This window comes from Neobacillus massiliamazoniensis (genome assembly GCF_001048695.1).
Lineage (GTDB): Bacteria > Bacillota > Bacilli > Bacillales > Cytobacillaceae > Neobacillus > Neobacillus massiliamazoniensis.
The window spans coordinates 1,189,566-1,208,535 of sequence record NZ_CVRB01000001.1 but is presented as its reverse complement, the minus strand read 5'-3'; the positions used below and the strand labels follow the sequence as shown (position 1 = coordinate 1,208,535).

Genomic DNA, 18,970 nt, shown 5'->3' with positions numbered 1-18,970 from the left:
GGGGACTAAAATCCATGGAAAAAGTCAAGATCACCAGTGGGCAATTGTTCGCGATAATGGTTCTATTTGAATTAGGAAGTGCTCTTGTCATTGGATTAGGGATGGATGCAAAGAAAGATGCTTGGTTGGCCATCCTATTCGGTTGGGTGGGAGGAGTCATCATTTTAGGAATTTACATGTATCTTTTTCTCCAATATCCCACTCTTCCTTTAACAGGCTATTTGCAAAAAATCTTAGGCAAATATATAGGTTGGTTTTTAGGCTTGATTTATATAATGTATTTTATTTACCTCTCTTCCCGTGTATTAAGGGATTTTGGTGAACTTTTAATAAGCTCTGCTTATGATCAAACCCCTTTGTTTGTCATTAATAGTTTGATGATCGTGACAATCGCATATGTCTTGCATAAAGGCATTGAGGCTTTCGTTAGAACAGGTTGGATATTATTTTTAATGATGCTTACCTTAGGGCTTTTGGGCATCATCTTGATTTTTATTTCCGGCATAGCAGATATGAAGAATTTGCTGCCAATTCTTGAAAAAGGATGGAAGCCTGTATTGAATACGGCGTTCCCTCTTACGTTTACTTTTCCTTTTGGGGAAATGATTATCTTTACGATGATTCTTCCTTATTTAAATAAACCGCAGCAAGCTGTGAAACTTGGATATGCCGCTATAACTGGAAGCGCCATTGTCTTAATGGTAGCAACCATCACTAATATTGCAGTTTTAGGTGTGAATATTTCTAGTCGGGCAACCTTTCCCTTGCTGCTAACCATCGGCAAAGTCAATATTATGAATTTATTACAGCGCTTAGACATGATGGTGATCTTAACCTTAATTATTGGTGGATTCATTAAAATATCGCTCTTTTATTATGCTGCAGTAATGGGAACAAGTGACCTGTTTAAGGTAAAAAAGCATCGCAGACTAATATTTCCTACCGGGATGATCATCTTGTTTTCTTCAATGCAGATCGCACATAATTTTACAGACCACTTAATTGAAGGCTTAAAGGTGGTGCCGATCTATCTTCATCTTCCCCTTCAAACAGGAATTCCTTTATTGCTTCTTGCTATTTCCTGGTTTCGAAAGCAATGGAACACCAAGCATTCCAAAAGCGCTCCTCAAAAATCATAAGTGAAAAGGAGTATCGATAGACATGAAGATATGGATGGTATTTCTCTTTCTTTGTCTATTAAGTATGACTCTGAATGTCTCGTTAGATATGCTGACTGGGGTATCTTTGAAACAATCCTTACAAAATCTTTTATTTCCTTTTACAGTAAAAACCGGATCAGAAGTAGTGACCACCATTATATTGATTTTCATTTGGGTTGCTATTGAGGTTTCTTTTTATATTCAGGAACAAAAGGCAAATGAAAAATAAGTAAACAAAAAATGGATCGCATAAAAAGAGGTGAAGTTCGTCGTGGAGAATGTAAGAATTAGTGGTAAGCAGCTGTTTTCCTTGATCATTCTGTTTGAATTAGGTACAGCGATTGTTGTTCCGTTAGGTTTGACTGTCAAACAAGACGCTTGGATTACCATTCTTCTTGGTTTAGTTGGAGGATCTGGTTTATTTCTCTTTTATGGACTTCTTTCACGTTTATATCCAGGTATTCTTTTAACGAGCTACACAAAACAGATTTTGGGGAAATATATAGGTTCATTCATAAGCTTTTTTTATATTCTGTTCTTTATTTATGGGGCTGCGAGAGACTTGCGAGATGGAGGAGAATTTTTACAAACATCAATGTATGACCAAACGCCATTGTTTGCACTTAACGCTTTAATGATCATTGCCATCGGTTATGTTTTGTACAATGGTTTGGAAGTACTTGCGAGAACAGGGGAAATTTATATTATTATAATCATCTTGTTAGGGTTGATAGGAAGTCTTCTTATTATATGTTCCGGTCTTATTGATTTAAAGAATCTACATCCTATGCTTGCAAAGGGGTGGTACCCGGTCATAACAGCTGCCTATCCGAGAATGTTTATGTTCCCTTTCGGTGAAACGATTTGCTTTACGATGATTCTAGCCAATTTGGCCAAGCCTCAATTCGGAATAAAAATAGGGATATCAGCTATGGTACTTAGCGGAATGATTTTATGTCTGATTTCTCTAGTTGAGATTACCGTTTTAGGTGCAGATATTGCCAGTCGAACGGCATTCCCTTTGTTAACTACGATTAGCAAAGTAAATATCGCTCAGTTTCTGCAACGTCTAGATATTATCGTAGTGATCGCATTGATCATGGGGGACTTCTTCAAAGTAGCCGTCTTTTTCTACGCAGCGGTTATCGGGGCAACAGACTTGTTTAACATGAAAAACCATAAAGACCTTGTGATACCTATTGGAATAGTAATTCTTTTCTCGTCGATAATGATTGCAAGCAATTTTTCACAGCATCTTGTAATTGGAGATTTTTCTCTGAAGTCTATTTTTATCCTTTTTTCATTGGTGATACCTATCCTTCTTTTAGTGGTTGCTCTTATTCGAAAGCGAATTAGTTCTCGGCATTCATCTCCAAATTCCACTGTTTAAGATGAAAAATTTATTTAGCTTTGCTTTTTCTAAAGTGAGCAACAATAGGATTCATCAATAAAAAGAATAGCAAAGCAAACAAGATGATGAATTCTGGTGAAGACATCATCTCAAAATGATTCGTGATATTTTTTAGACTGAATTTCATCCCTGTTAACATGTACATGGTTATGTCTAGTACTATGCTTAAACTGAATAAGCAGAAAAAGAGAAGGATTATTTTCACTTTAAGTATCACACCTAATGATTTGAGACTCTTGTTGGTTTTTAAAGCTACAGATCTTGGAATATTTTTATTGTTCCATGCTATTACTAGCATCTATTTCAAGTGAATGATTTATACATAAGCGGGGGTCAGCCCCCCGCTGTTTCACCCGAATGAGAGTCAGACCCTCACACGCCAATTCCCATCACAGCTTGCGATGACGGTTTTTCTTTTTAGAAAGTAGTCGGCGAGGATTTCGGTCATGTCTGTTTGAATGTCCTTTATGACGGGTTTGTCTTTGAACATTTCGTAGTCCCCACCGCCACCGGCTCGATAGTTATTCATTACTACATCATAATGATTGGAAAAATTGACCGGCTTACCATGATAGTTAAGTTTTACTACTCGAGCACCGACTGGATTCGAGATATTTAATTCGTATTCAATTCCTTCCCACATATCATAATTGTAGTGTTGGGGCTTCGGTTCAGCAAAAGCAGGATTTACTTTTATTTGATTATGATCATCTAATGTGAAATAGGTTGCGCATTTTTCCAAAGCACCCTTTAGATCCTGCCCGGAAATACGGATCACCTTTAAGGTATTAGGATAAATATAATTCGAGACGATATCTCTCATGGTGACATGGTTAGAAAATCCCGGTGACTCATTGTGAAACAGGGCCGTACTTGATATATCAACACCCGCAGCATCCATTTGAACTCTATTGATGAATTCAATTAATGGATGGTCCATTATCCTTACTTCAAAGGCAGAGTAGACCGTCATGTCCCCGACAATTTCCCCGATGGTTTGATCGAGCCATTCCTGTGTTTGCCTTTCAAACTCTTCTGCTAACGCTAAAACATTTCGATCAGTAGCCGTTGAATCGTCTACTTCTACTAGCTCAGCAGCATTCCCCACAATCCTCCATTTATCATCATCAAGTTGAAATTGGATCGTAATCTTCCCAATCGCTTGTCCATTAGATCCAGGCTGAATGACAGTTATGCCGTTCACATTTTCCATAATCCGTCTATGCTGATGACCCGTTAACAAAACATCAATTCCTTCTATTTCATGGCACAGCCGATATCCTTGGTTCTCACCAGTTAATGACTCGGTAGGCTCCCCTGACGATAAATCCCGTTCAAAGCCTCCATGATAGGAAACCACCAGTAAATCGTACGTCTCATTTCCCTGTAAAAATTTGACCCATTTTCGAGTGGTCTCAAATACATCTGCAAAATGTAACCCCTCAATATGGCTTGGGTTCTCCCAATTCGGAATGTAATGGGTGGTTACACCTAACACAGCCACTCGCAGTCCATTTTCAAATTCCTTAATCACGTAGGGCGGTCCAAAAAAAGATTCCGTTCTTTTTTCATCTAGAATATTGGCCGAAAGCCACGGGAAATCAGATTCATTCACCGCTTTTTTTATCAAACCCATCCCATAGTTAAACTCATGGTTTCCAATAATAGCAGCATCATATTGTAAATAATTGAGAGCCCCGATCAAGGGATTTTTTTTATCAGAAAGAAATTTCGCATAATGATAGGTTAACGGTGTGCCTTGAAGAACATCGCCATTATCAATCAGTAAGGTGTTCTCCGCCTTTTGTCTCTCTTGCTGAATGATCGTAGCAATCTTTGCAAGACCTGCGTTCGTTTCTTCATGATTCCCATAGTTAATGGGAAAGACATTTCCATGAAGATCGCTTGTTTCTAAGATCACTACTTCACATCGTGCTTCTACAGCTGGCATATGTCCACTTCCTTTCAGCTTACTTAATGGCTGTGTTAAATTTACCTGTTGATTTGCGCTCCAATCAACATTGTTTCAAGAATATTAACACAGCTTACTTAATATCATTATATTGTGTAAAAAACACAAATGGAGAATATTTTACAAACTTTACCGTTTCTTTACAAAAAGTGCATGATTTTCTATGTTAGTATTTCAATTGTAACAACAAAAATTCTTTAAATGGGGGATTCACAGAGATGTTCAAAATGAAGAAATTAGCTGCAATCGGAATGTCACTCGCACTTTCTGCAGGACTTTTAAGTGCATGTGGTACTTCTAAAGCTTCGGAGGAGAAAAAGGATTCATATGTTCCTAAAGAGTTAACTGTTCAATTTGTTCCTTCGCAAAATGCCGGTACTTTAGAAGCAAAAGCAAAGCCATTAGAAAAACTTTTAAGCGACAAACTTGGCATTCCTGTCAAAGTAAGTGTATCCACTGACTATAATACGATTATTGAAGCAATGGCATCGAAAAAAGTGGACGTTGGCTTCTTACCACCAACGGCTTATGTCATGGCACATGATAAAAAAGCAGCCAATGTGTTGCTGCAAGCACAACGTTTTGGTGTGAATAATCAAACCGGTCAACCTACGGACGAGTTGGTAGACTTCTATAAATCCGAGTTCGTCGTGAAAAAAGACTCGAACATTAATAGTATTAAAGATTTAAAAGGCAAAAAAATCGCATTCCAAGACGTATCTTCTTCAGCTGGATATGTATGGCCTGCAGCAACTTTACTAGATTTTGATATTGATCCAACAAAAGACGTACAAGGTGTTACCGTTAAAGGCCATGACCAAGCCATCATTTCTCTTTTAAATGGCGATGTGGATGCAGCCGTTGTGTTCCAAGATGCTCGTAATATCGTAAAAAAAGATTATCCAAAAGTATTTGATGATACAAAGGTTATTAAATTCACTCAAAAAATCCCTAATGATACCATTTCTGTTCGTCCTGACATGGATAAAGAGTGGCAGAAAAAGATTCAAGATGCATTTATTGAGATCGGCAAAGATACAGAAGGACACCAAATCATTAAAGACATCTACTCTCATGAAGGCTACACACCATCTGACGACAAAGTATTTGATATCGTACGTGATTATTCCAAAAAAGTAAAAACGAATTAAAAAATTCTTCTACCAAACTTTAGCCAGTAGGTATTCACTTACTGGCTGGGTTTTTTCAATCAAACGAAGAAAGTTGGGTTAAAAGTGATTGAATGTAAAAATGTTTCTAAAACCTATCCAAACGGTGTTCAAGGTTTAAAGAATATCAACTTAAAAATTGAAAAAGGTGAGTTTGTAGTAATAGTAGGATTATCTGGCGCAGGTAAGTCAACGTTATTACGCTCTATAAATAGATTAAATGAAATTTCTGATGGCGAAATCTTGATTGACGGCAAGTCGATTACCCATGCGAAAGGGTCTGATTTAAGAAAAATTCGCCGTGATATCGGGATGATTTTTCAAAACTTCAACTTAGTGAAGCGATCTACTGTTCTTCGTAATGTTTTATCAGGACGAGTAGGCTATCATTCCACCTTAAAAACGGTTTTAGGATTATTCCCAAAAGAGGATGAAAACCTTGCCTTTGATGCGTTAGAGCGTGTAAACATATTAGACAAAGCCTATACGCGAGCAGATCAGTTATCCGGTGGTCAGCAGCAGCGTGTTTCCATTGCTCGTGCCTTAGCGCAAGAGGCAAAAATTATTTTAGCCGATGAACCTGTAGCCTCTCTCGATCCTTTAACAACGAAACAAGTAATGGACGACTTAAAACGAATCAACACGGAATTAGGAATTACCACCGTCGTGAACCTTCATCACATTGATTTAGCAAGAGAATACGCAACAAGAATTATTGGAATGCATGCCGGAGAGATTGTTTTTGATGGACCTGTCGAAGAGGCAACGATTGAAAAGTTCTCTGAAATTTACGGTCGCCCCATTCAAAAAGACGAGTTACTAGGAGAGGCAGTAGGATGAATCTAGAACAGAAAAGGGTATTACCACAACCTCCTAGTAAAATAAAAAGTTATATGACAGCCTTACTTGTCCTCTTGCTTCTATGGGGAAGCGCTGTGAAAACCGGGTCTTCATTACCCGAGCTCCTGAGCGGTTTTCCCAATATGATGGATCTGTTAAAACAAATGGTTCCACCAAACTGGGGTTATTTTCAGAAAATAACGGATGCCATGCTAGAAACCATTCGGATGGCCGTGATCGGAACCACTTTTGGCGCGATTCTATCCATTCCCTTTGCTCTTTTTTCAGCGAGCAACCTTGTTCAACATTCATGGATTTTTTATCCGGTCCGTTTCATTCTAAATTTAATTCGGACAGTTCCTGATTTACTTCTAGCCTCTATTTTTGTCGCGATTTTCGGAATTGGAGCTTTACCTGGTATTCTCGCCTTAACCGTTTTCTCTTTAGGCTTAATCGCAAAATTAACCTATGAGTCGATTGAATCCGTCGATCCCGGGCCGCTCGAAGCGATGGTTTCCGTTGGAGCCAATCAATTCCAGCTCATCGTTTTTGGAGTCATTCCGCAAGTGCTAGCCAATTTTATCTCCTATGTTTTATACACGTTTGAAATTAATGTACGGGCCGCTGCCGTACTAGGACTTGTTGGGGCCGGAGGAATCGGATTATTTTACAATAGAACGCTCGGCTTTCTTGAATACGATAAAACAAGCTCGATCATTATCTATACATTAGTCGTCGTGTTATTCATCGACTATATCAGTACAAAATTACGGGAGAAGTTATTATGAACGAAACAACGAGAATGATTCCGAAGCCTAAGAAAAATCGATTGGGCCTCTGGATGGTGTATGTGGTCTTAGCCCTGATCTATATTTGGGCCTTTGCCGGCATGGGCGTTCCTGAAATCAAACAAACGGCAGGACAAATATCCGCATCTATTTTTAAAGGAATTTTCCACCCAGATTGGGGTTATGTCTCACAACCAGGTGGAGAAGATTTACTTCACGGCCTACTCGATACTTTGGCCATTGCAGTTCTAGGCACATTTATATCTGCCTTAATATGCCTTCCGTTTTCCTTTTGGGCAGCTGCCAACATGAGCAAAGGTCGTACCATTTCAGGTACAGGAAAATTTGTCCTTAGCTTCATTCGCACGTTTCCAGAGCTAGTCATGGCTCTCATGTTTATCAAAGCCGTTGGCCCAGGCTCGTTCGCCGGAGTATTAGCCTTAGGACTCCATTCCATCGGGATGCTCGGAAAGCTGTTTTCTGAGGAAATTGAAAATATGGATTTAGGTCCAACTGAAGCTTTAGTGGCAACCGGGGCCAACCGCCTCCAAATCCTTTGGTTCGCTGTCATCCCTCAGGTGATACCTGGATTTCTTTCTTATACTCTCTACCGTTTTGAAATCAATGTACGTTCAGCCTCCATCCTAGGAGTTATCGGCGCAGGCGGCATCGGAACACCGCTTATTTTCGCCTTAACCTCTAGAGACTGGAATCGTGTCGGGGTTATCCTTTTAGGAATTATCGTAATGGTAACCACCATCGACCTGATTTCTGGGTATTTACGGAAGAAAATTGTATGACGTTCGATTACCCTCGTCTTTGAAGATGGGGGTTATTTTTTTGCTTGCGTAATTGCAAATTTGCGGAAAATACAGTTTCATTTGCGAAAATTCTAGTTTCATTTGCGAAAATCTATTTCATTTGCGAAAAATGCTGTTTCATTTGTGAAAACTATGGTTTCATTTGCGAAAATACTAGATTCATTTGCGAAAACTACGGTTCCATTTGCGAAAATACTAGTTCCATTTGCGAAACTCAACTTCATTTGCGAAAAACAAGTTCCTTGTTTTTTCGCCTTTTAAAGTTTAAAAATAAATGCTAATACCTAAAACATGCATTTACCAAAATTAGAATGGCAACTCTTTTAGTGGTACTATTTAAAATAAGACATATGAGAGGAGATAGAACATGAAAATTGCATTTATTTCTGATATTCATGGTAATGCGGTTGCTCTCGATGCTGTTTTGACTGACATTAAGAAAAAAGAAATCGATCAAGTCTTTGTCTTGGGTGACATTTGTTATCGAGGTCCTGAGCCGAAGCGTTCTATTGATCTGGTTAGGTCCCTCAATACGAAAGTCATCAAAGGAAATGCAGATGAATGGGTGGTGCGCGGCGTTCTAGAAGGGGAAGTACCACAGAAAGCCTTAGAATTAATGAATAGGGAGCGCCAATGGACGGTCGACCAACTAGAACCTACAGATATCGATTATCTCGAAAGTTTACCCACCCAGTTGCAAGTTAATGTCGATGGAATTGAAATAGTAAGCTTCCACGCTACACCAGATAGTTTGTTTGATGTCGTACTCCCAAATGCAGAAGACGAAAAAATAGAATCAAGGCTAATGAAGCCTGCAGATGCAAATATTTATGTATATGCACATATTCACAAGCCATATATTAGGTATATAAACGGAAAAGTCATCATGAACATCGGCAGCGTAGGACTTCCATTTGATGGACTTACAAAGGCTTCTTATGGACTTATTGAAATCGAAAATGGTAACTATCGTACATCGATTGAAAGAGTAAGCTTTGATTTAGAAAAAGTCATCCATGCTTATCAAAAAGTTAACTACCCGAATGCAGAAATGATGATCGAAATCATCAAAAATGCAAAAAATTAATGTAAAAACTCCTTTGTAGAAGATTTGTTGTTTAAGTTCAACAACTTCTACAATAGGAGTTTTTTCTTTTGATTTAGCTCAGTGGGTGCCTGACACCAAATATAGAAAAAGAAGCAAGAGACTACCTCTTGCTTCAGTTTAATATTTTCACCTTTAATTGTTTGACGCCGAAATTCATCGCGTCTTGTTCTGACGGAATAAATACATCGATTCTGTTGCCTTTAATCGCTCCGCCAGTATCTGCAGCGGTGGCTTCTCCAACGCCTTCTACATAAACTTTACTGCCAAGTGGTATAACAGATGGATCCACAGCGATGACCTTTTCATTTGGATTATCTTTAATGTTTATTCCAGTTTTTGTAATACCAGAACAACCCTTACATGAAGCGGTATAGGCTGTAGCTTTCACAGTAATTTCTTTTCCACTTGTATTATTATTTGTTGATGCGACCGCAGGCGAATTTTCCTTTGGTGCTTGAGCGGCTTCTGGTGCTGGGCTTGGTGCTGCTGCCGGTGCCGCTGCTTCACTACTTGCTGGCGCCGGGCTTGGTGCTGCTGCCGGTGGTGTTGCTTCACTACTTGCTGGTGCTGGGCTTGGTGCTGCTGCCGGTGCCGCTACTTCACTACTTGCAGGTGCCGGGCTTGGTGCTGCTGCCGGTGCCGCTGCTTCACTATTTACAGGTGCCGGGCTTGGTGCTGCTGCTGACAGCGCAGCTCCAGCATTTGCAAGTGTTAAGCTTGGTACCGCCACTGCTGGAGTAGTTAGATTTACTTGGTCCACAGCAACAGCTTTATTATTATTCAAGCCATCAAAGTTGATTCCTGGATGGATGAAATCGATAATTAATTTGTTCCATTCCTTGATTTGCGAAAAATTTATAAGATTACTTACATCAAATTTCCAAAATGTATCATTCTTTTTTACAGTGGCAGGCTGAATTAGGTCGATGATGGAATGATCATTCCATTTTCCAATATTTTCAGTTTGTGTATTTTGTATGAGTGAAGGTGCTCCATTATGTTCATTAAACGTTGCCGCTTGTGCATTAGCACTTACCGTTCCTGATAGAGCAGCAATTGCAACAATCATTGTTTTAATTTTGTTAAGCATTTTATACCTCCCATATTCTTTCACCTGATAATGGTAACATGAATTTTTCTGAATCAAAGAACAGGGAGATGTTAAATCTTTTACTTCGGTGGCAGTTATATTACGATAATATTTCCAGTAAAATAGGAAAATCAAAAACATAGCTTTTCTAAAGCCCTTTTTCAAATCGAAAAGCCCAGCAGTATGCATTACCGAGCTCAGTTCTATTTATTACATTCACGTAATATAATAGGTGTTAAAAAAATAGCTCACTCCATAAAATACCAGTATTTCCACTATTCTTTATTTGGTTCATTTCATTTCGTGTATCAATTCTTTTAAAACTGCTTACTCATATTGCGGTTAGGTACAGTAATCACAAATAGCCATATGTTTACTTTACAATATAATTGGGTATGCATATAATGAAGATATACAGCACAGATTAAAAAAGGGACACCAGCTGGAACTGGCATCCCTCAATATACAGCTACACTGCATGAAGTGCAGCGACCCTGGAAAGAAATAATCCTTCAACTACTGGTCGAGAGCAGGGAGGGTTATTTCTTTTTTATTAGAGAAATAACGACAGTGATCACCGATACGATTAGACTCGAAAATGTTATCATCAGAGTCATTGCCTCGTAAAAAGTTATCATTCCAGCGCGTCACCCCCTCTCTTTGAGGAAATGGCCGCTGCCCACCCTACTTTGCAACTGTACATATTCTATTATATCCATATTTAGAATTTTCTTTCAATTAAATCTTTTCAACTTCACTCCAATATATCACCTTTCCTGAAAGAGAATACTTTAATCCCTCTTCATCCCAAAAGTATTATCGTATGCAGCATATAAGAGATTTAATTCCAACAAGGAAACAAATTTTTTCAACTTTGAGTAATTCAATATTAAATTACACTTTTCCTTCTTTATCTTCCTCCATAACAAAAGGCTACCGTATTTGGCAGCCAGATCTTTTAGGAAAGCACCAGTTCATATTAGAGGTTATTATGCTTTCGATTTTTCAAATACATTTTTCTTTATTCACGACTTATTGAATTCCAATATTCAGTTAGTTTCTCGTGGTTAGTTTCACACTTTTTATACACCAACCATGATATTTCTGTCGAATTATTGAAATACCAATCATAAAAACCAAAACGTTTTTTCACCTTAGATTTATATTCTTTTCTTATATATATTTTTGTTATACGAAAGCCGTATTTCGAATTCTCCTTCAATTGAATCCTTTCAACTTCGCTCCAATATATTATTTTTCCTGAAGGGTAATACTTTAATCCTTCTTCATCCCAAATAATTTTGTATCCTATAATATACTTAATAAATAATATAAGTGCAGCAAAATATGGAATCGCTACAATTGTATAAAATCCAGGTTCATTTATAGCTCTTGTTATAAAAATTGTTCCCAATATAAAACAAAGAATTGCAGACCAAACTCCACTTTTAAATTCATTCATTTTTTTCACCACAAATACTTTTAACAATTTTAATATAGGTTAACATAGCTTTAACTCTCGGCTGACATATCAATTATTATAGGAGTTTATCACTTTCCTTTGTAAATAATGTAAGTCAGTCTATTCTAATTTTTTATAGTTTTGTTCTGATACTCTATCTAATTTTTCTTCAATTCGTTTTAATTGTTCTGTCCTCTTCTTTGAAGAACGAAAAAAAACAATGCCTAAAATAATAAAAATAATTGGTATAAGGAATACAAACAGCTGAAAAATGATATCTCCAAAATATAAATTCATTTTCTATCCCCTTCCTTTTCTTCTACATTATATCTTCTACCAAAATATAGAAAAATCCTTTCTGACCATAGTATTTTACAATTATTGAACTGCCCAAATAAAAAAAGCTACCCGAAATGGCAGCTAACAAATTACATTATTTAAGTTCCAAACCTCCGAGAAATTTAGTTACCGAATCAACGAATTGTTCAGACCTTATAAATTAAGAAGAGATGTCCACTGACGAATGTCACAAGCTTTGAATTTCGTATTTTGTTGTGCATTTCTTCCGCCAATCTATTTGAACAAGGACATTTTCTTTTATTGCTAAATTTAATTGCTACTTGATATATTTAAAAAGAAACGAACAGGAAGTGTTATTTGATGAAGCAGGCTCTAATCATTGTTGATATGCAAGAAATTTTCTTTAATCATCCACAATACTATTTACACAATAATGAACAATTAGTTATGAATATTAATAAGCTAATTAAGCAGGCTCATGAAAAAAATATACAAGTTATCTTCATTCAACATACAGATCAAAACGAACAAAACGAACTTTTTGAAGGGAAAAATGACTGGAAACTACATAAAAATTTATTAGTAGCCTCTACCGATAAAATTATCCAAAAAACAAAATGGGATTCGTTCTATCAAACTGAGCTCTTAGATTACTTAAAAACTAATGAAATAGAACAACTTATTTTTGCTGGAGCACAGACAGAGTTTTGTCTCGACACAACTATTAGAGCAGCCTATAGTTTAGGGTATCAAAAAAATCTACTTTTCAAAGAGACTCATAGTACATTAGATGGTGTAATTTTAAATGCAAGTGATATTATTAATCATCATGAGGCTATTTGGAATAATCGATTCCTAACTGTCATTGATGGTGAAACAAAATTATAAATAAACTACTTAAAGGGCGGTTATTTACCGTTCTTTTTCTTTTGGCTTTGTTAAACTTGTCTGTTGATTTGCGCTCCAGGCGCTTCGCTTTCCGCGGGCGTTCCGGGGAGCCTCCTCGGCGCTTAAGCGCCTGTGGGGTCTCCCCTGCCCCTTACCCCCGCAGGAGTCTCGCGCCTTCCGCTCCAATCAACATAGTTTCAAAAATCAACAATGACCTTTAACACAGCCTTTCTTTTAGAAGAAGGACAATTGTTCACCTCGAAAATAAATTCAAATGGAAATTTAGCTTCTTTTCTTCAATCCCCCAATAACAAAGGCTGCCGTGTTTGGCAGCCAGATCTATTAGGAAAGCAATTTTAGTTTCATAAAAATTAGCTTTGATATCTTATTTATAAGTGAAGATTATTTTCGTAAGTATTTTTATAGAGTATATAATAATTTTCTATAAACAGCCTGTCCCTTAAATTGTTACTGCTGAGAAGCTTTTTGCTACTTCTGCAACTTTTGCTAGACCTTCAGCAATTATAGTCTCGGCTTGAGCTGGCATTGCATTATGGCCTTCGATAATAACTTCAGCGACTATTTCCATACCAAATACTCCACCAACAATGTTTTTAACATAGGTTGCAGCCATTTCCATTGGTGCCGTTTCTGGTGTTGAGTAAATCCCTCCGCGGGCACTTAGAATAATAGCTTTTTTGCCAGGCATTAAGCCCACTAATTGTCCTTTTTCGTTGTATTTGAATGTGAAACCAGATTGGAATACATAGTCAATAAATGTTTGTAATTTAGCTGGAATGGTTAAGTTCCATAACGGAAATGCAAATACAACTACGTCTGCTGCAGTTAATGCATCCATTGCTTTTTGTTTGGCCGCTAAAATACGTTGTTCTACATCTGTCATTACTTCGCCTGATTTTACTTTACCGAAAGCATTGAATAAATCTTGACCAAAGTAAGGCATATCTTCTGCAAATACATCGTAGGTTGTTACGTTTGAACCTTCTAAGTTCTCCATGAAAGTTTCATACATTTTACTTGATACAGCATCTGAAGCTGGGCGATTATTTGCTTTGACTACTAACATGTTCATATTGATCTATCTCCTTTTGTTAACACATATAAAACTTGTATTGATGCCGATGTGGCAATACCTTGACTTTACAATATCTTTTTAAAACTATACTCCATTTCTCCAGCTAGTGCTTCAGGCGTATCACCTGTTACTCTGAAATCATGAGTATAAATTTGTTCAATCGGGCCAAAATCTATTTGCTTATAAAATTCATAACAAGGGAATCCATCATGTGATCCTTTAATATCGATCATTCCATCTTTTTTGACGTGTACAGTTAATAGATAGTCAACGGTAGGCGCATATATATTTAATGGATTACTAGCGCTAGCACTCATTTGAAATGTAACGTCATCAGATTTCCATACAATATTCGTGCACAAAATACCTTCTGTACTAGCTTTTCCTGTTCTTTTATTAACAGAGCCATCTGGATTTGTTACTCTTTCTGTTGATATACCAGTGTTCGCATATGAGAAAACTTCTTTTTTATAAAAATCTACAACTACTTCTTGTTCAACTCTGGAACGCATAGTGTTTACAGCATATGGTGTAAATTCACGTGAGTCACCTTCGAATTGGATTACTTTTCCGGTTTGAATATCCTTCCTAGGTTCAGTCCAAGACATTGGGATAAATATGCTTGCTCTAATTTTTACAATGTTAACCATATTGAACCCTCCATAGTTTATTAATTTTTATCAGCGAATCTCATATTGTATTATAAGCAACATAGTCAACTTGATTGACTACATTACGTATAGTACAATGAAATCAGAATAAAGTCAACTTAATTGACTTTATTTAAGGAGGCTTCATGTATGAATCAATTGGATCTTTCATCACTTTTGTCATTATCATTTAGTGCTACGATTAATGAACTACATGACAGATTGAGTGATTTGAGTTATGGAGATATTAGACCTGCACATGGTTTTATGTTTAAATATATGATTCCTAACGGAGCAACAGGTATAGAACTAGCTGAACATTTAGGAATTACAAAGCAAGCAGTAAGTAAAATGGTAGATTATCTTGAGAAATGTGATTATGTTACGCGCCAACCTCATCCCACTGATAAGAGAGGGAAAATTATTGTTTTGACCGAACGAGGTTGGTCTGTAGTGAAAGCAAAAGAGAAGATACTAACCGAGATTGAGCAACGTTGGATTGAAAACATAGGTGCTGAACGAATGCAAATGCTCAAAGAAGATTTAACAAAATTAGTTAATGAAGCAAATGAAGATAAATTGTCATCGAGGTTACGACCTGTCTGGTAAGTATAGAGTCTATAAAGGGAACCAACCGCACTTCCATTAACTTAAGAAACAGATGATTCCCAAACGATAAAAATATGTATTTTCCTGTTAAATGTGCACAGCCTAACAATTTCTCGCTATTGCCGACTATTTTTCATCTAATTTTTTTAATACGGCTGTCTGCACGATGACTCTATTGGAAGCATTTTGAACTGAAAGTTGATACTTCTTTCCATCAATAATTAAAGTTGAAATAATATTGCTTGTCACACGTTTTGTAACTTGAAGTGTTTGAACAGTTTTCCCTTCTTTTAATAAGTGTTCTACCACTGCATCATGAAAGACTTGGGGGTCTTTATACCAATAATACCAATCATCCAATTGAAATCGGATTGTACCATTTTCATGAAAGATGAAGTTCTTTAACTTATTAAACATTATTATCGCTCTTCCTTCTTTATTAAGTACAGTCTAGATAATTTTAGAATAAAATAGGACCCATTTGGGTTTGGAATAAAGATGGGGGTATAGATCTACGTATATTTTAATTTTTAACCGTTGCTAATTCATCAAAAATTATAACTTTTAATGCAAAAAAGAATCCTATTAAGCTACCATACATAAGATTGCCTAATTTATAATAATAGTTAATACTAGCACTGATCATAATTAAATGATTACAGTCAAATTACTATATAACCTTTTCCTTTGAAGTTTATTTGTAAATTTTTGAATGGGAATGAACAATCGTAACATACTTTTGTTTAATCCCCCAAATAATATAGAGAATAAGATAAAAGATATGCCAGCGCCTGTGATTCCTACTAACCAAGATAACATGATTATCACCTCACAATCATTTTTGTTAGAAAAATCAAAGCGACTATTTTGATGGAATTATGCAATCTTTATTTTGCTAAAACGTCATCATATTCTTCATGACGGTCAAACTGACTCTTCGCAAATGGACATAAAGGGACGACCTTTTTCCCTTCTTCCCGAGCAAACTCAACGATTTTCTTAACTAATGCTTCTCCGACATGTTGACCGCGAAGGCTGTCTGAAACAATGGTATGATCCACTATAATTAATTCTTCTCCAGTTGAGACAAAATGGATTTGTGCATCCTTCTGATTTACTTCTCCTACGTAAAAAGAGTTAGTATCTTTTTTAATATCGATCATGTTATTATTCCCCCCTATTGCTCGCTATCTTTTCTAATATATTGCAAGGCGCCACTTGGACATTGATCTATAACTTTTGAAATTTCCTCAGCTGCTGCTCCATCTACGTTAATCCATGGCTTCTTTTTTATATCAAATACCCCTGGTAACCCTTTTACACATTTTGCTGCATGAGCGCATTTTTCAGAGTCGAAGAAGACATCGATGTGTTCCCCGTTATAACGTTTATATCCATTACTCATAATTAATCCCCCCTATAAAAACATCACTTTAAAAAAACCTTCATCTCAGAAATAAGTTGTTCAGGTGCTTCATACATACTCATATGGCCCGTGTTTTTTAGTAAAGAATGCTGAATGTTTCCCTTCGCCACGGAAAAGGTTTTTTCATAGGGGATGACCTGGTCCTTGTCACCGGCGATTAATAGAACCGGCAATGAGGTGTTCTCAAGAACGTGATTTCGGTCAGGCCGACTCTTCATTGCTTTTAGAGCACCAATGGCACCTTCAGGCGAGGTGGCGTAACCAATTTCCTTGGTTGCTTCCACGTCATCTGCATGTTTCTTCAGATTATCTGGAGAAAAAAGTTTAGGCACCAACCCATCGATGAGAGAGGGAATTCCCTCAAGTGTCACTTTTTCGATTGCAGCTGCTCTCCCCTTTTTTGCTTCTTCTGAATCAGGAAAGGCAGTCGAGTGAACAAGTGAGAAACGATTCAAGAGGCTGCTATATTTTTCAGCAAATGCTAGTGTGATGTAGCCGCCTAAGGAATGTCCAAACATAGCTACATCCTCTAATGCCAATCGATCCAACAGCACTTTAATCGTGTCGGCCATTGCCTCAATGGACTGTTGTTCATTTGTAACAGTTGAATTTCCATGACCAGGGAGATCTGGCGCGATCACCCGATAGTCTTTTGACAATTCAGGAATGACGTGATCCCAATACTGATGACTTCCACAAAATCCGTGGAGCAAAACAATCGGCTTACCGTCTCCTTCATCTCGATACACCATGGTACCACTCTTTAGCGCAAAGGTTTTCCTATTCATGATCATTCCAGCTCCCATCTCTTTGTTAATTGAAAATAATTCTCAAACATATTTGTAAGTGATCTCTTTTTTTTCGACATTAATGGAAACTTCTAGATAATTCTCTTTAAAATCCCCTATATCCTCTTTTTTCAATAAAAATAAATACCGTCTTTTTCAATTGAAGCTGCAGGATCTTGTTACTATAATCTATTTAGGGATGGGGGAGTGGTGTAAATGGAAGAAAAAAAAGTCACCTGGTTAGAACTCTTTTATGACTTGCTTTTTGCAGCAGCGGTTGCAACGACTACTCAAGTATTGCTTCATGTTGAAAAAGGGGTTATCCATCCGGAATATTATATTAAGTTTGTACTCATGTTTATCCCGATTTGGTGGTCTTGGACTGGTCAAACGATGTTTGTGAATCGGTTTGGACAGGATTTTTTGCATCAACGGATTTATATGATCTTGCAAATGTTATTTGTTCTGATCATGACTTCAAGCTTATCGGTTCATTTTGACCAATATTATCGCCCATTTCTGATTGGCTATATTGGAATAAGAGCAATAACAGCGATTCAATATCTGGTTGTTCAGAAATTAGAAGATAAAAATAGAAAAGAGGTAGCTCAGTTTTTAGGGACGCGTTTTTGGATCGGAATCATCATCTCCTCTCTTTCGATCTTTTTCGATTCATGGATCCGCTACGCAGTGTTATATGCTGGCATTATTGTCGATATTATTGTGCCGATTTTCGGGCGTAAGTATTTAGTGAAAGCCCCGACCAATACAGCACATTTATTAGAACGTTTTGCTTCATTGACATTAATCCTTTTTGGAGAATCGGTCGTCAGCACTCTGTTTATATTACAGCCGCAAAAAGGAGATTGGCATACGATCGCATTTTCGCTTATTTCCTTTATCCTGATTATTTCGATCTGGTGGCAATATTTCGATCATGTTGAAAAGAAGGTGAACAAGTCCATTCAGAGTGCCGGACAAACGATCCTTTACGGACATCTGTTTATTCTAATGTCTTTGAGCATGATTGCCGCCTCCATCAAACTGATGTTTTTGCATGAGGTTCATTATTCCTTTATCGTATATTTTGTCTTTAGTTCTGTATTGCTCTATCTCACGGCAACTTCCATTGTTTTTCATCAATACAGATATGAACAACATCGTTTGAAAATTCATCATTATGGATTATTTTTAGGGATCTTAGCCGCCTTTTTTATATTGGATATGATCGTAATGGTTCCAAACATTGTCATAACTTGCGAGTTAACCCTGTTTTTTGTCATCTATGCTAAATTTACAACGACTTAAATGGAACTATTATAGAAGGTAGTGATAAATATTATATACAAAGAAATCTAATTTCTATAAAGTAAAATTAAGTAACAATTGTAA

Annotated in this window: 23 protein-coding genes; 11 read left to right on the top strand and 12 right to left on the bottom strand. The window is 37.0% G+C overall.

Going from position 1 to position 18,970, the window contains the following annotated elements:
• The first annotated feature begins 14 nt into the window (after positions 1 to 14).
• The 3 genes from BN1082_RS05795 to BN1082_RS05785 are packed head-to-tail and all read left to right on the top strand — an operon-like array spanning position 15 to position 2,550.
• Entirely contained in the window at positions 15 to 1,139 is a 1,125-nt protein-coding gene (locus BN1082_RS05795) for a GerAB/ArcD/ProY family transporter (protein ID WP_090632073.1), read from the top strand.
• 22 nt (positions 1,140 to 1,161) lie between these two features.
• Positions 1,162 to 1,389, top strand: a complete 228-nt coding sequence (locus tag BN1082_RS05790; RefSeq protein WP_090632070.1) for a YczF family membrane protein — start codon at positions 1,162 to 1,164, stop codon at positions 1,387 to 1,389.
• 42 nt (positions 1,390 to 1,431) lie between these two features.
• Positions 1,432 to 2,550 carry a GerAB/ArcD/ProY family transporter gene (locus BN1082_RS05785; protein ID WP_090632068.1) on the top strand — a complete coding sequence of 373 codons (1,119 nt, stop codon included), beginning with the start codon at positions 1,432 to 1,434 and terminating at the stop codon, positions 2,548 to 2,550.
• Between the two features lie 10 nt (positions 2,551 to 2,560).
• Here BN1082_RS05785 and BN1082_RS29000 read toward each other — a convergent pair whose 3' ends face one another.
• Together BN1082_RS29000 and BN1082_RS05780 are read right to left on the bottom strand one after the other, a co-directional pair.
• Positions 2,561 to 2,869 carry a YczF family membrane protein gene (locus tag BN1082_RS29000; RefSeq protein ID WP_483814923.1) on the bottom strand — a complete coding sequence of 103 codons (309 nt, stop codon included), beginning with the start codon at positions 2,867 to 2,869 and terminating at the stop codon, positions 2,561 to 2,563.
• 66 nt (positions 2,870 to 2,935) lie between these two features.
• Positions 2,936 to 4,522, bottom strand: a complete 1,587-nt coding sequence (locus BN1082_RS05780; protein ID WP_090632066.1) for a bifunctional metallophosphatase/5'-nucleotidase — start codon at positions 4,520 to 4,522, stop codon at positions 2,936 to 2,938.
• Between the two features lie 248 nt (positions 4,523 to 4,770).
• Between BN1082_RS05780 and BN1082_RS05775 the strand changes: the two genes are divergently transcribed.
• The 5 genes from BN1082_RS05775 (at position 4,771) to BN1082_RS05755 (ending at position 9,248) form a co-directional block, all read left to right on the top strand.
• The gene (locus BN1082_RS05775; RefSeq protein WP_141650840.1) at positions 4,771 to 5,694 is read left to right on the top strand and encodes a phosphate/phosphite/phosphonate ABC transporter substrate-binding protein; all 924 of its coding nucleotides are present in this window, start codon (positions 4,771 to 4,773) and stop codon (positions 5,692 to 5,694) included.
• An 84-nt stretch (positions 5,695 to 5,778) separates the two neighbouring features.
• Positions 5,779 to 6,552, top strand: a complete 774-nt coding sequence (gene phnC, locus BN1082_RS05770) for a phosphonate ABC transporter ATP-binding protein (protein WP_090632061.1) — start codon at positions 5,779 to 5,781, stop codon at positions 6,550 to 6,552.
• Entirely contained in the window at positions 6,549 to 7,340 is a 792-nt protein-coding gene (gene phnE / locus BN1082_RS05765) for a phosphonate ABC transporter, permease protein PhnE (RefSeq protein WP_090632059.1), read from the top strand. Before phnC ends, phnE (BN1082_RS05765) begins: the two co-directional genes overlap by 4 nt.
• Complete coding sequence (phnE, locus tag BN1082_RS05760; protein ID WP_090632056.1) at positions 7,337 to 8,140, top strand: phosphonate ABC transporter, permease protein PhnE; 804 nt, start codon at positions 7,337 to 7,339, stop codon at positions 8,138 to 8,140. The genes phnE (BN1082_RS05765) and phnE (BN1082_RS05760) overlap by 4 nt, the downstream gene beginning before the upstream one ends.
• A gap of 388 nt (positions 8,141 to 8,528) precedes the next feature.
• Positions 8,529 to 9,248 (top strand): metallophosphoesterase family protein, encoded by a 720-nt coding sequence (locus BN1082_RS05755; RefSeq protein WP_090632053.1) that lies wholly within the window; start codon positions 8,529 to 8,531, stop codon positions 9,246 to 9,248.
• Positions 9,249 to 9,381: 133 nt separating this feature from the next.
• Here the strand turns inward: BN1082_RS05755 and BN1082_RS28685 are convergent, their stop codons facing one another.
• The 4 genes from BN1082_RS28685 to BN1082_RS26940 all read right to left on the bottom strand — a co-directional run bounded on the left by BN1082_RS28685 (position 9,382) and on the right by BN1082_RS26940 (position 12,118).
• Positions 9,382 to 10,359: a 3D domain-containing protein gene (locus BN1082_RS28685; protein ID WP_090632051.1), complete on the bottom strand. Its 978-nt coding sequence runs from the start codon at positions 10,357 to 10,359 to the stop codon at positions 9,382 to 9,384.
• A 539-nt stretch (positions 10,360 to 10,898) separates the two neighbouring features.
• Complete coding sequence (locus tag BN1082_RS28840) at positions 10,899 to 10,976, bottom strand: putative holin-like toxin (protein ID WP_425412129.1); 78 nt, start codon at positions 10,974 to 10,976, stop codon at positions 10,899 to 10,901.
• Positions 10,977 to 11,380: 404 nt separating this feature from the next.
• Positions 11,381 to 11,821: a hypothetical protein gene (locus BN1082_RS05745; RefSeq protein ID WP_090632048.1), complete on the bottom strand. Its 441-nt coding sequence runs from the start codon at positions 11,819 to 11,821 to the stop codon at positions 11,381 to 11,383.
• A gap of 120 nt (positions 11,822 to 11,941) precedes the next feature.
• Complete coding sequence (locus BN1082_RS26940; protein WP_141650822.1) at positions 11,942 to 12,118, bottom strand: DUF4083 family protein; 177 nt, start codon at positions 12,116 to 12,118, stop codon at positions 11,942 to 11,944.
• Positions 12,119 to 12,481: 363 nt separating this feature from the next.
• On the opposite strand from BN1082_RS26940, the gene BN1082_RS05740 reads away from it, so the two are divergent.
• On the top strand, positions 12,482 to 13,009 hold the full coding sequence (locus tag BN1082_RS05740; RefSeq protein WP_090632046.1) for an isochorismatase family protein: 528 nt from the start codon (positions 12,482 to 12,484) through the stop codon (positions 13,007 to 13,009).
• 460 nt (positions 13,010 to 13,469) lie between these two features.
• Here the strand turns inward: BN1082_RS05740 and BN1082_RS05730 are convergent, their stop codons facing one another.
• Together BN1082_RS05730 and BN1082_RS05725 are read right to left on the bottom strand one after the other, a co-directional pair.
• Positions 13,470 to 14,102, bottom strand: coding sequence for an FMN-dependent NADH-azoreductase (locus BN1082_RS05730; protein WP_090632043.1), 633 nt, complete (start codon positions 14,100 to 14,102; stop codon positions 13,470 to 13,472).
• 68 nt (positions 14,103 to 14,170) lie between these two features.
• A complete protein-coding gene (locus BN1082_RS05725; protein ID WP_090632041.1) occupies positions 14,171 to 14,755 on the bottom strand; it encodes a DUF3238 domain-containing protein in 585 nt (194 codons plus the stop codon).
• A gap of 150 nt (positions 14,756 to 14,905) precedes the next feature.
• Between BN1082_RS05725 and BN1082_RS05720 the strand changes: the two genes are divergently transcribed.
• Complete coding sequence (locus BN1082_RS05720) at positions 14,906 to 15,364, top strand: MarR family winged helix-turn-helix transcriptional regulator (protein ID WP_090632039.1); 459 nt, start codon at positions 14,906 to 14,908, stop codon at positions 15,362 to 15,364.
• 126 nt (positions 15,365 to 15,490) lie between these two features.
• Here the strand turns inward: BN1082_RS05720 and BN1082_RS05715 are convergent, their stop codons facing one another.
• The 4 genes from BN1082_RS05715 to BN1082_RS05700 all read right to left on the bottom strand — a co-directional run bounded on the left by BN1082_RS05715 (position 15,491) and on the right by BN1082_RS05700 (position 17,578).
• Complete coding sequence (locus BN1082_RS05715; protein WP_090632036.1) at positions 15,491 to 15,781, bottom strand: hypothetical protein; 291 nt, start codon at positions 15,779 to 15,781, stop codon at positions 15,491 to 15,493.
• A gap of 470 nt (positions 15,782 to 16,251) precedes the next feature.
• Entirely contained in the window at positions 16,252 to 16,527 is a 276-nt protein-coding gene (locus BN1082_RS05710; RefSeq protein ID WP_176699659.1) for a GNAT family N-acetyltransferase, read from the bottom strand.
• A 14-nt stretch (positions 16,528 to 16,541) separates the two neighbouring features.
• Complete coding sequence (locus BN1082_RS05705) at positions 16,542 to 16,769, bottom strand: (4Fe-4S)-binding protein (RefSeq protein WP_090632034.1); 228 nt, start codon at positions 16,767 to 16,769, stop codon at positions 16,542 to 16,544.
• A gap of 23 nt (positions 16,770 to 16,792) precedes the next feature.
• Positions 16,793 to 17,578 (bottom strand): alpha/beta fold hydrolase, encoded by a 786-nt coding sequence (locus BN1082_RS05700; RefSeq protein ID WP_090632032.1) that lies wholly within the window; start codon positions 17,576 to 17,578, stop codon positions 16,793 to 16,795.
• 216 nt (positions 17,579 to 17,794) lie between these two features.
• Between BN1082_RS05700 and BN1082_RS05695 the strand changes: the two genes are divergently transcribed.
• Positions 17,795 to 18,886, top strand: coding sequence for a low temperature requirement protein A (locus BN1082_RS05695; protein WP_090632029.1), 1,092 nt, complete (start codon positions 17,795 to 17,797; stop codon positions 18,884 to 18,886).
• The last annotated feature ends 84 nt before the right edge of the window (positions 18,887 to 18,970 follow it).

What these genes read in the sequence shown, in the direction of transcription:
- BN1082_RS28840 (WP_425412129.1), bottom strand. Translation starts at nt 10,976, where the DNA reads ATGACTCTGATGATAACATTTTCGAGTCTAATCGTATCGGTGATCACT.
- phnE (WP_090632056.1), top strand. Translation starts at nt 7,337, where the DNA reads ATGAACGAAACAACGAGAATGATTCCGAAGCCTAAGAAAAATCGATTG.
- BN1082_RS05705 (WP_090632034.1), bottom strand. Translation starts at nt 16,769, where the DNA reads ATGAGTAATGGATATAAACGTTATAACGGGGAACACATCGATGTCTTC.
- BN1082_RS05725 (WP_090632041.1), bottom strand. Translation starts at nt 14,755, where the DNA reads ATGGTTAACATTGTAAAAATTAGAGCAAGCATATTTATCCCAATGTCT.
- BN1082_RS05790 (WP_090632070.1), top strand. Translation starts at nt 1,162, where the DNA reads ATGAAGATATGGATGGTATTTCTCTTTCTTTGTCTATTAAGTATGACT.
- BN1082_RS05745 (WP_090632048.1), bottom strand. Translation starts at nt 11,821, where the DNA reads ATGAATGAATTTAAAAGTGGAGTTTGGTCTGCAATTCTTTGTTTTATA.
- BN1082_RS05780 (WP_090632066.1), bottom strand. Translation starts at nt 4,522, where the DNA reads ATGCCAGCTGTAGAAGCACGATGTGAAGTAGTGATCTTAGAAACAAGC.
- BN1082_RS05715 (WP_090632036.1), bottom strand. Translation starts at nt 15,781, where the DNA reads ATGTTTAATAAGTTAAAGAACTTCATCTTTCATGAAAATGGTACAATC.
- BN1082_RS05710 (WP_176699659.1), bottom strand. Translation starts at nt 16,527, where the DNA reads ATGATCGATATTAAAAAAGATACTAACTCTTTTTACGTAGGAGAAGTA.
- BN1082_RS28685 (WP_090632051.1), bottom strand. Translation starts at nt 10,359, where the DNA reads ATGCTTAACAAAATTAAAACAATGATTGTTGCAATTGCTGCTCTATCA.
- BN1082_RS05720 (WP_090632039.1), top strand. Translation starts at nt 14,906, where the DNA reads ATGAATCAATTGGATCTTTCATCACTTTTGTCATTATCATTTAGTGCT.
- BN1082_RS05795 (WP_090632073.1), top strand. Translation starts at nt 15, where the DNA reads ATGGAAAAAGTCAAGATCACCAGTGGGCAATTGTTCGCGATAATGGTT.
- phnE (WP_090632059.1), top strand. Translation starts at nt 6,549, where the DNA reads ATGAATCTAGAACAGAAAAGGGTATTACCACAACCTCCTAGTAAAATA.
- BN1082_RS26940 (WP_141650822.1), bottom strand. Translation starts at nt 12,118, where the DNA reads ATGAATTTATATTTTGGAGATATCATTTTTCAGCTGTTTGTATTCCTT.
- BN1082_RS05755 (WP_090632053.1), top strand. Translation starts at nt 8,529, where the DNA reads ATGAAAATTGCATTTATTTCTGATATTCATGGTAATGCGGTTGCTCTC.
- BN1082_RS05700 (WP_090632032.1), bottom strand. Translation starts at nt 17,578, where the DNA reads ATGAATAGGAAAACCTTTGCGCTAAAGAGTGGTACCATGGTGTATCGA.
- BN1082_RS05775 (WP_141650840.1), top strand. Translation starts at nt 4,771, where the DNA reads ATGAAGAAATTAGCTGCAATCGGAATGTCACTCGCACTTTCTGCAGGA.
- BN1082_RS29000 (WP_483814923.1), bottom strand. Translation starts at nt 2,869, where the DNA reads ATGCTAGTAATAGCATGGAACAATAAAAATATTCCAAGATCTGTAGCT.
- BN1082_RS05740 (WP_090632046.1), top strand. Translation starts at nt 12,482, where the DNA reads ATGAAGCAGGCTCTAATCATTGTTGATATGCAAGAAATTTTCTTTAAT.
- BN1082_RS05695 (WP_090632029.1), top strand. Translation starts at nt 17,795, where the DNA reads ATGGAAGAAAAAAAAGTCACCTGGTTAGAACTCTTTTATGACTTGCTT.
- BN1082_RS05730 (WP_090632043.1), bottom strand. Translation starts at nt 14,102, where the DNA reads ATGAACATGTTAGTAGTCAAAGCAAATAATCGCCCAGCTTCAGATGCT.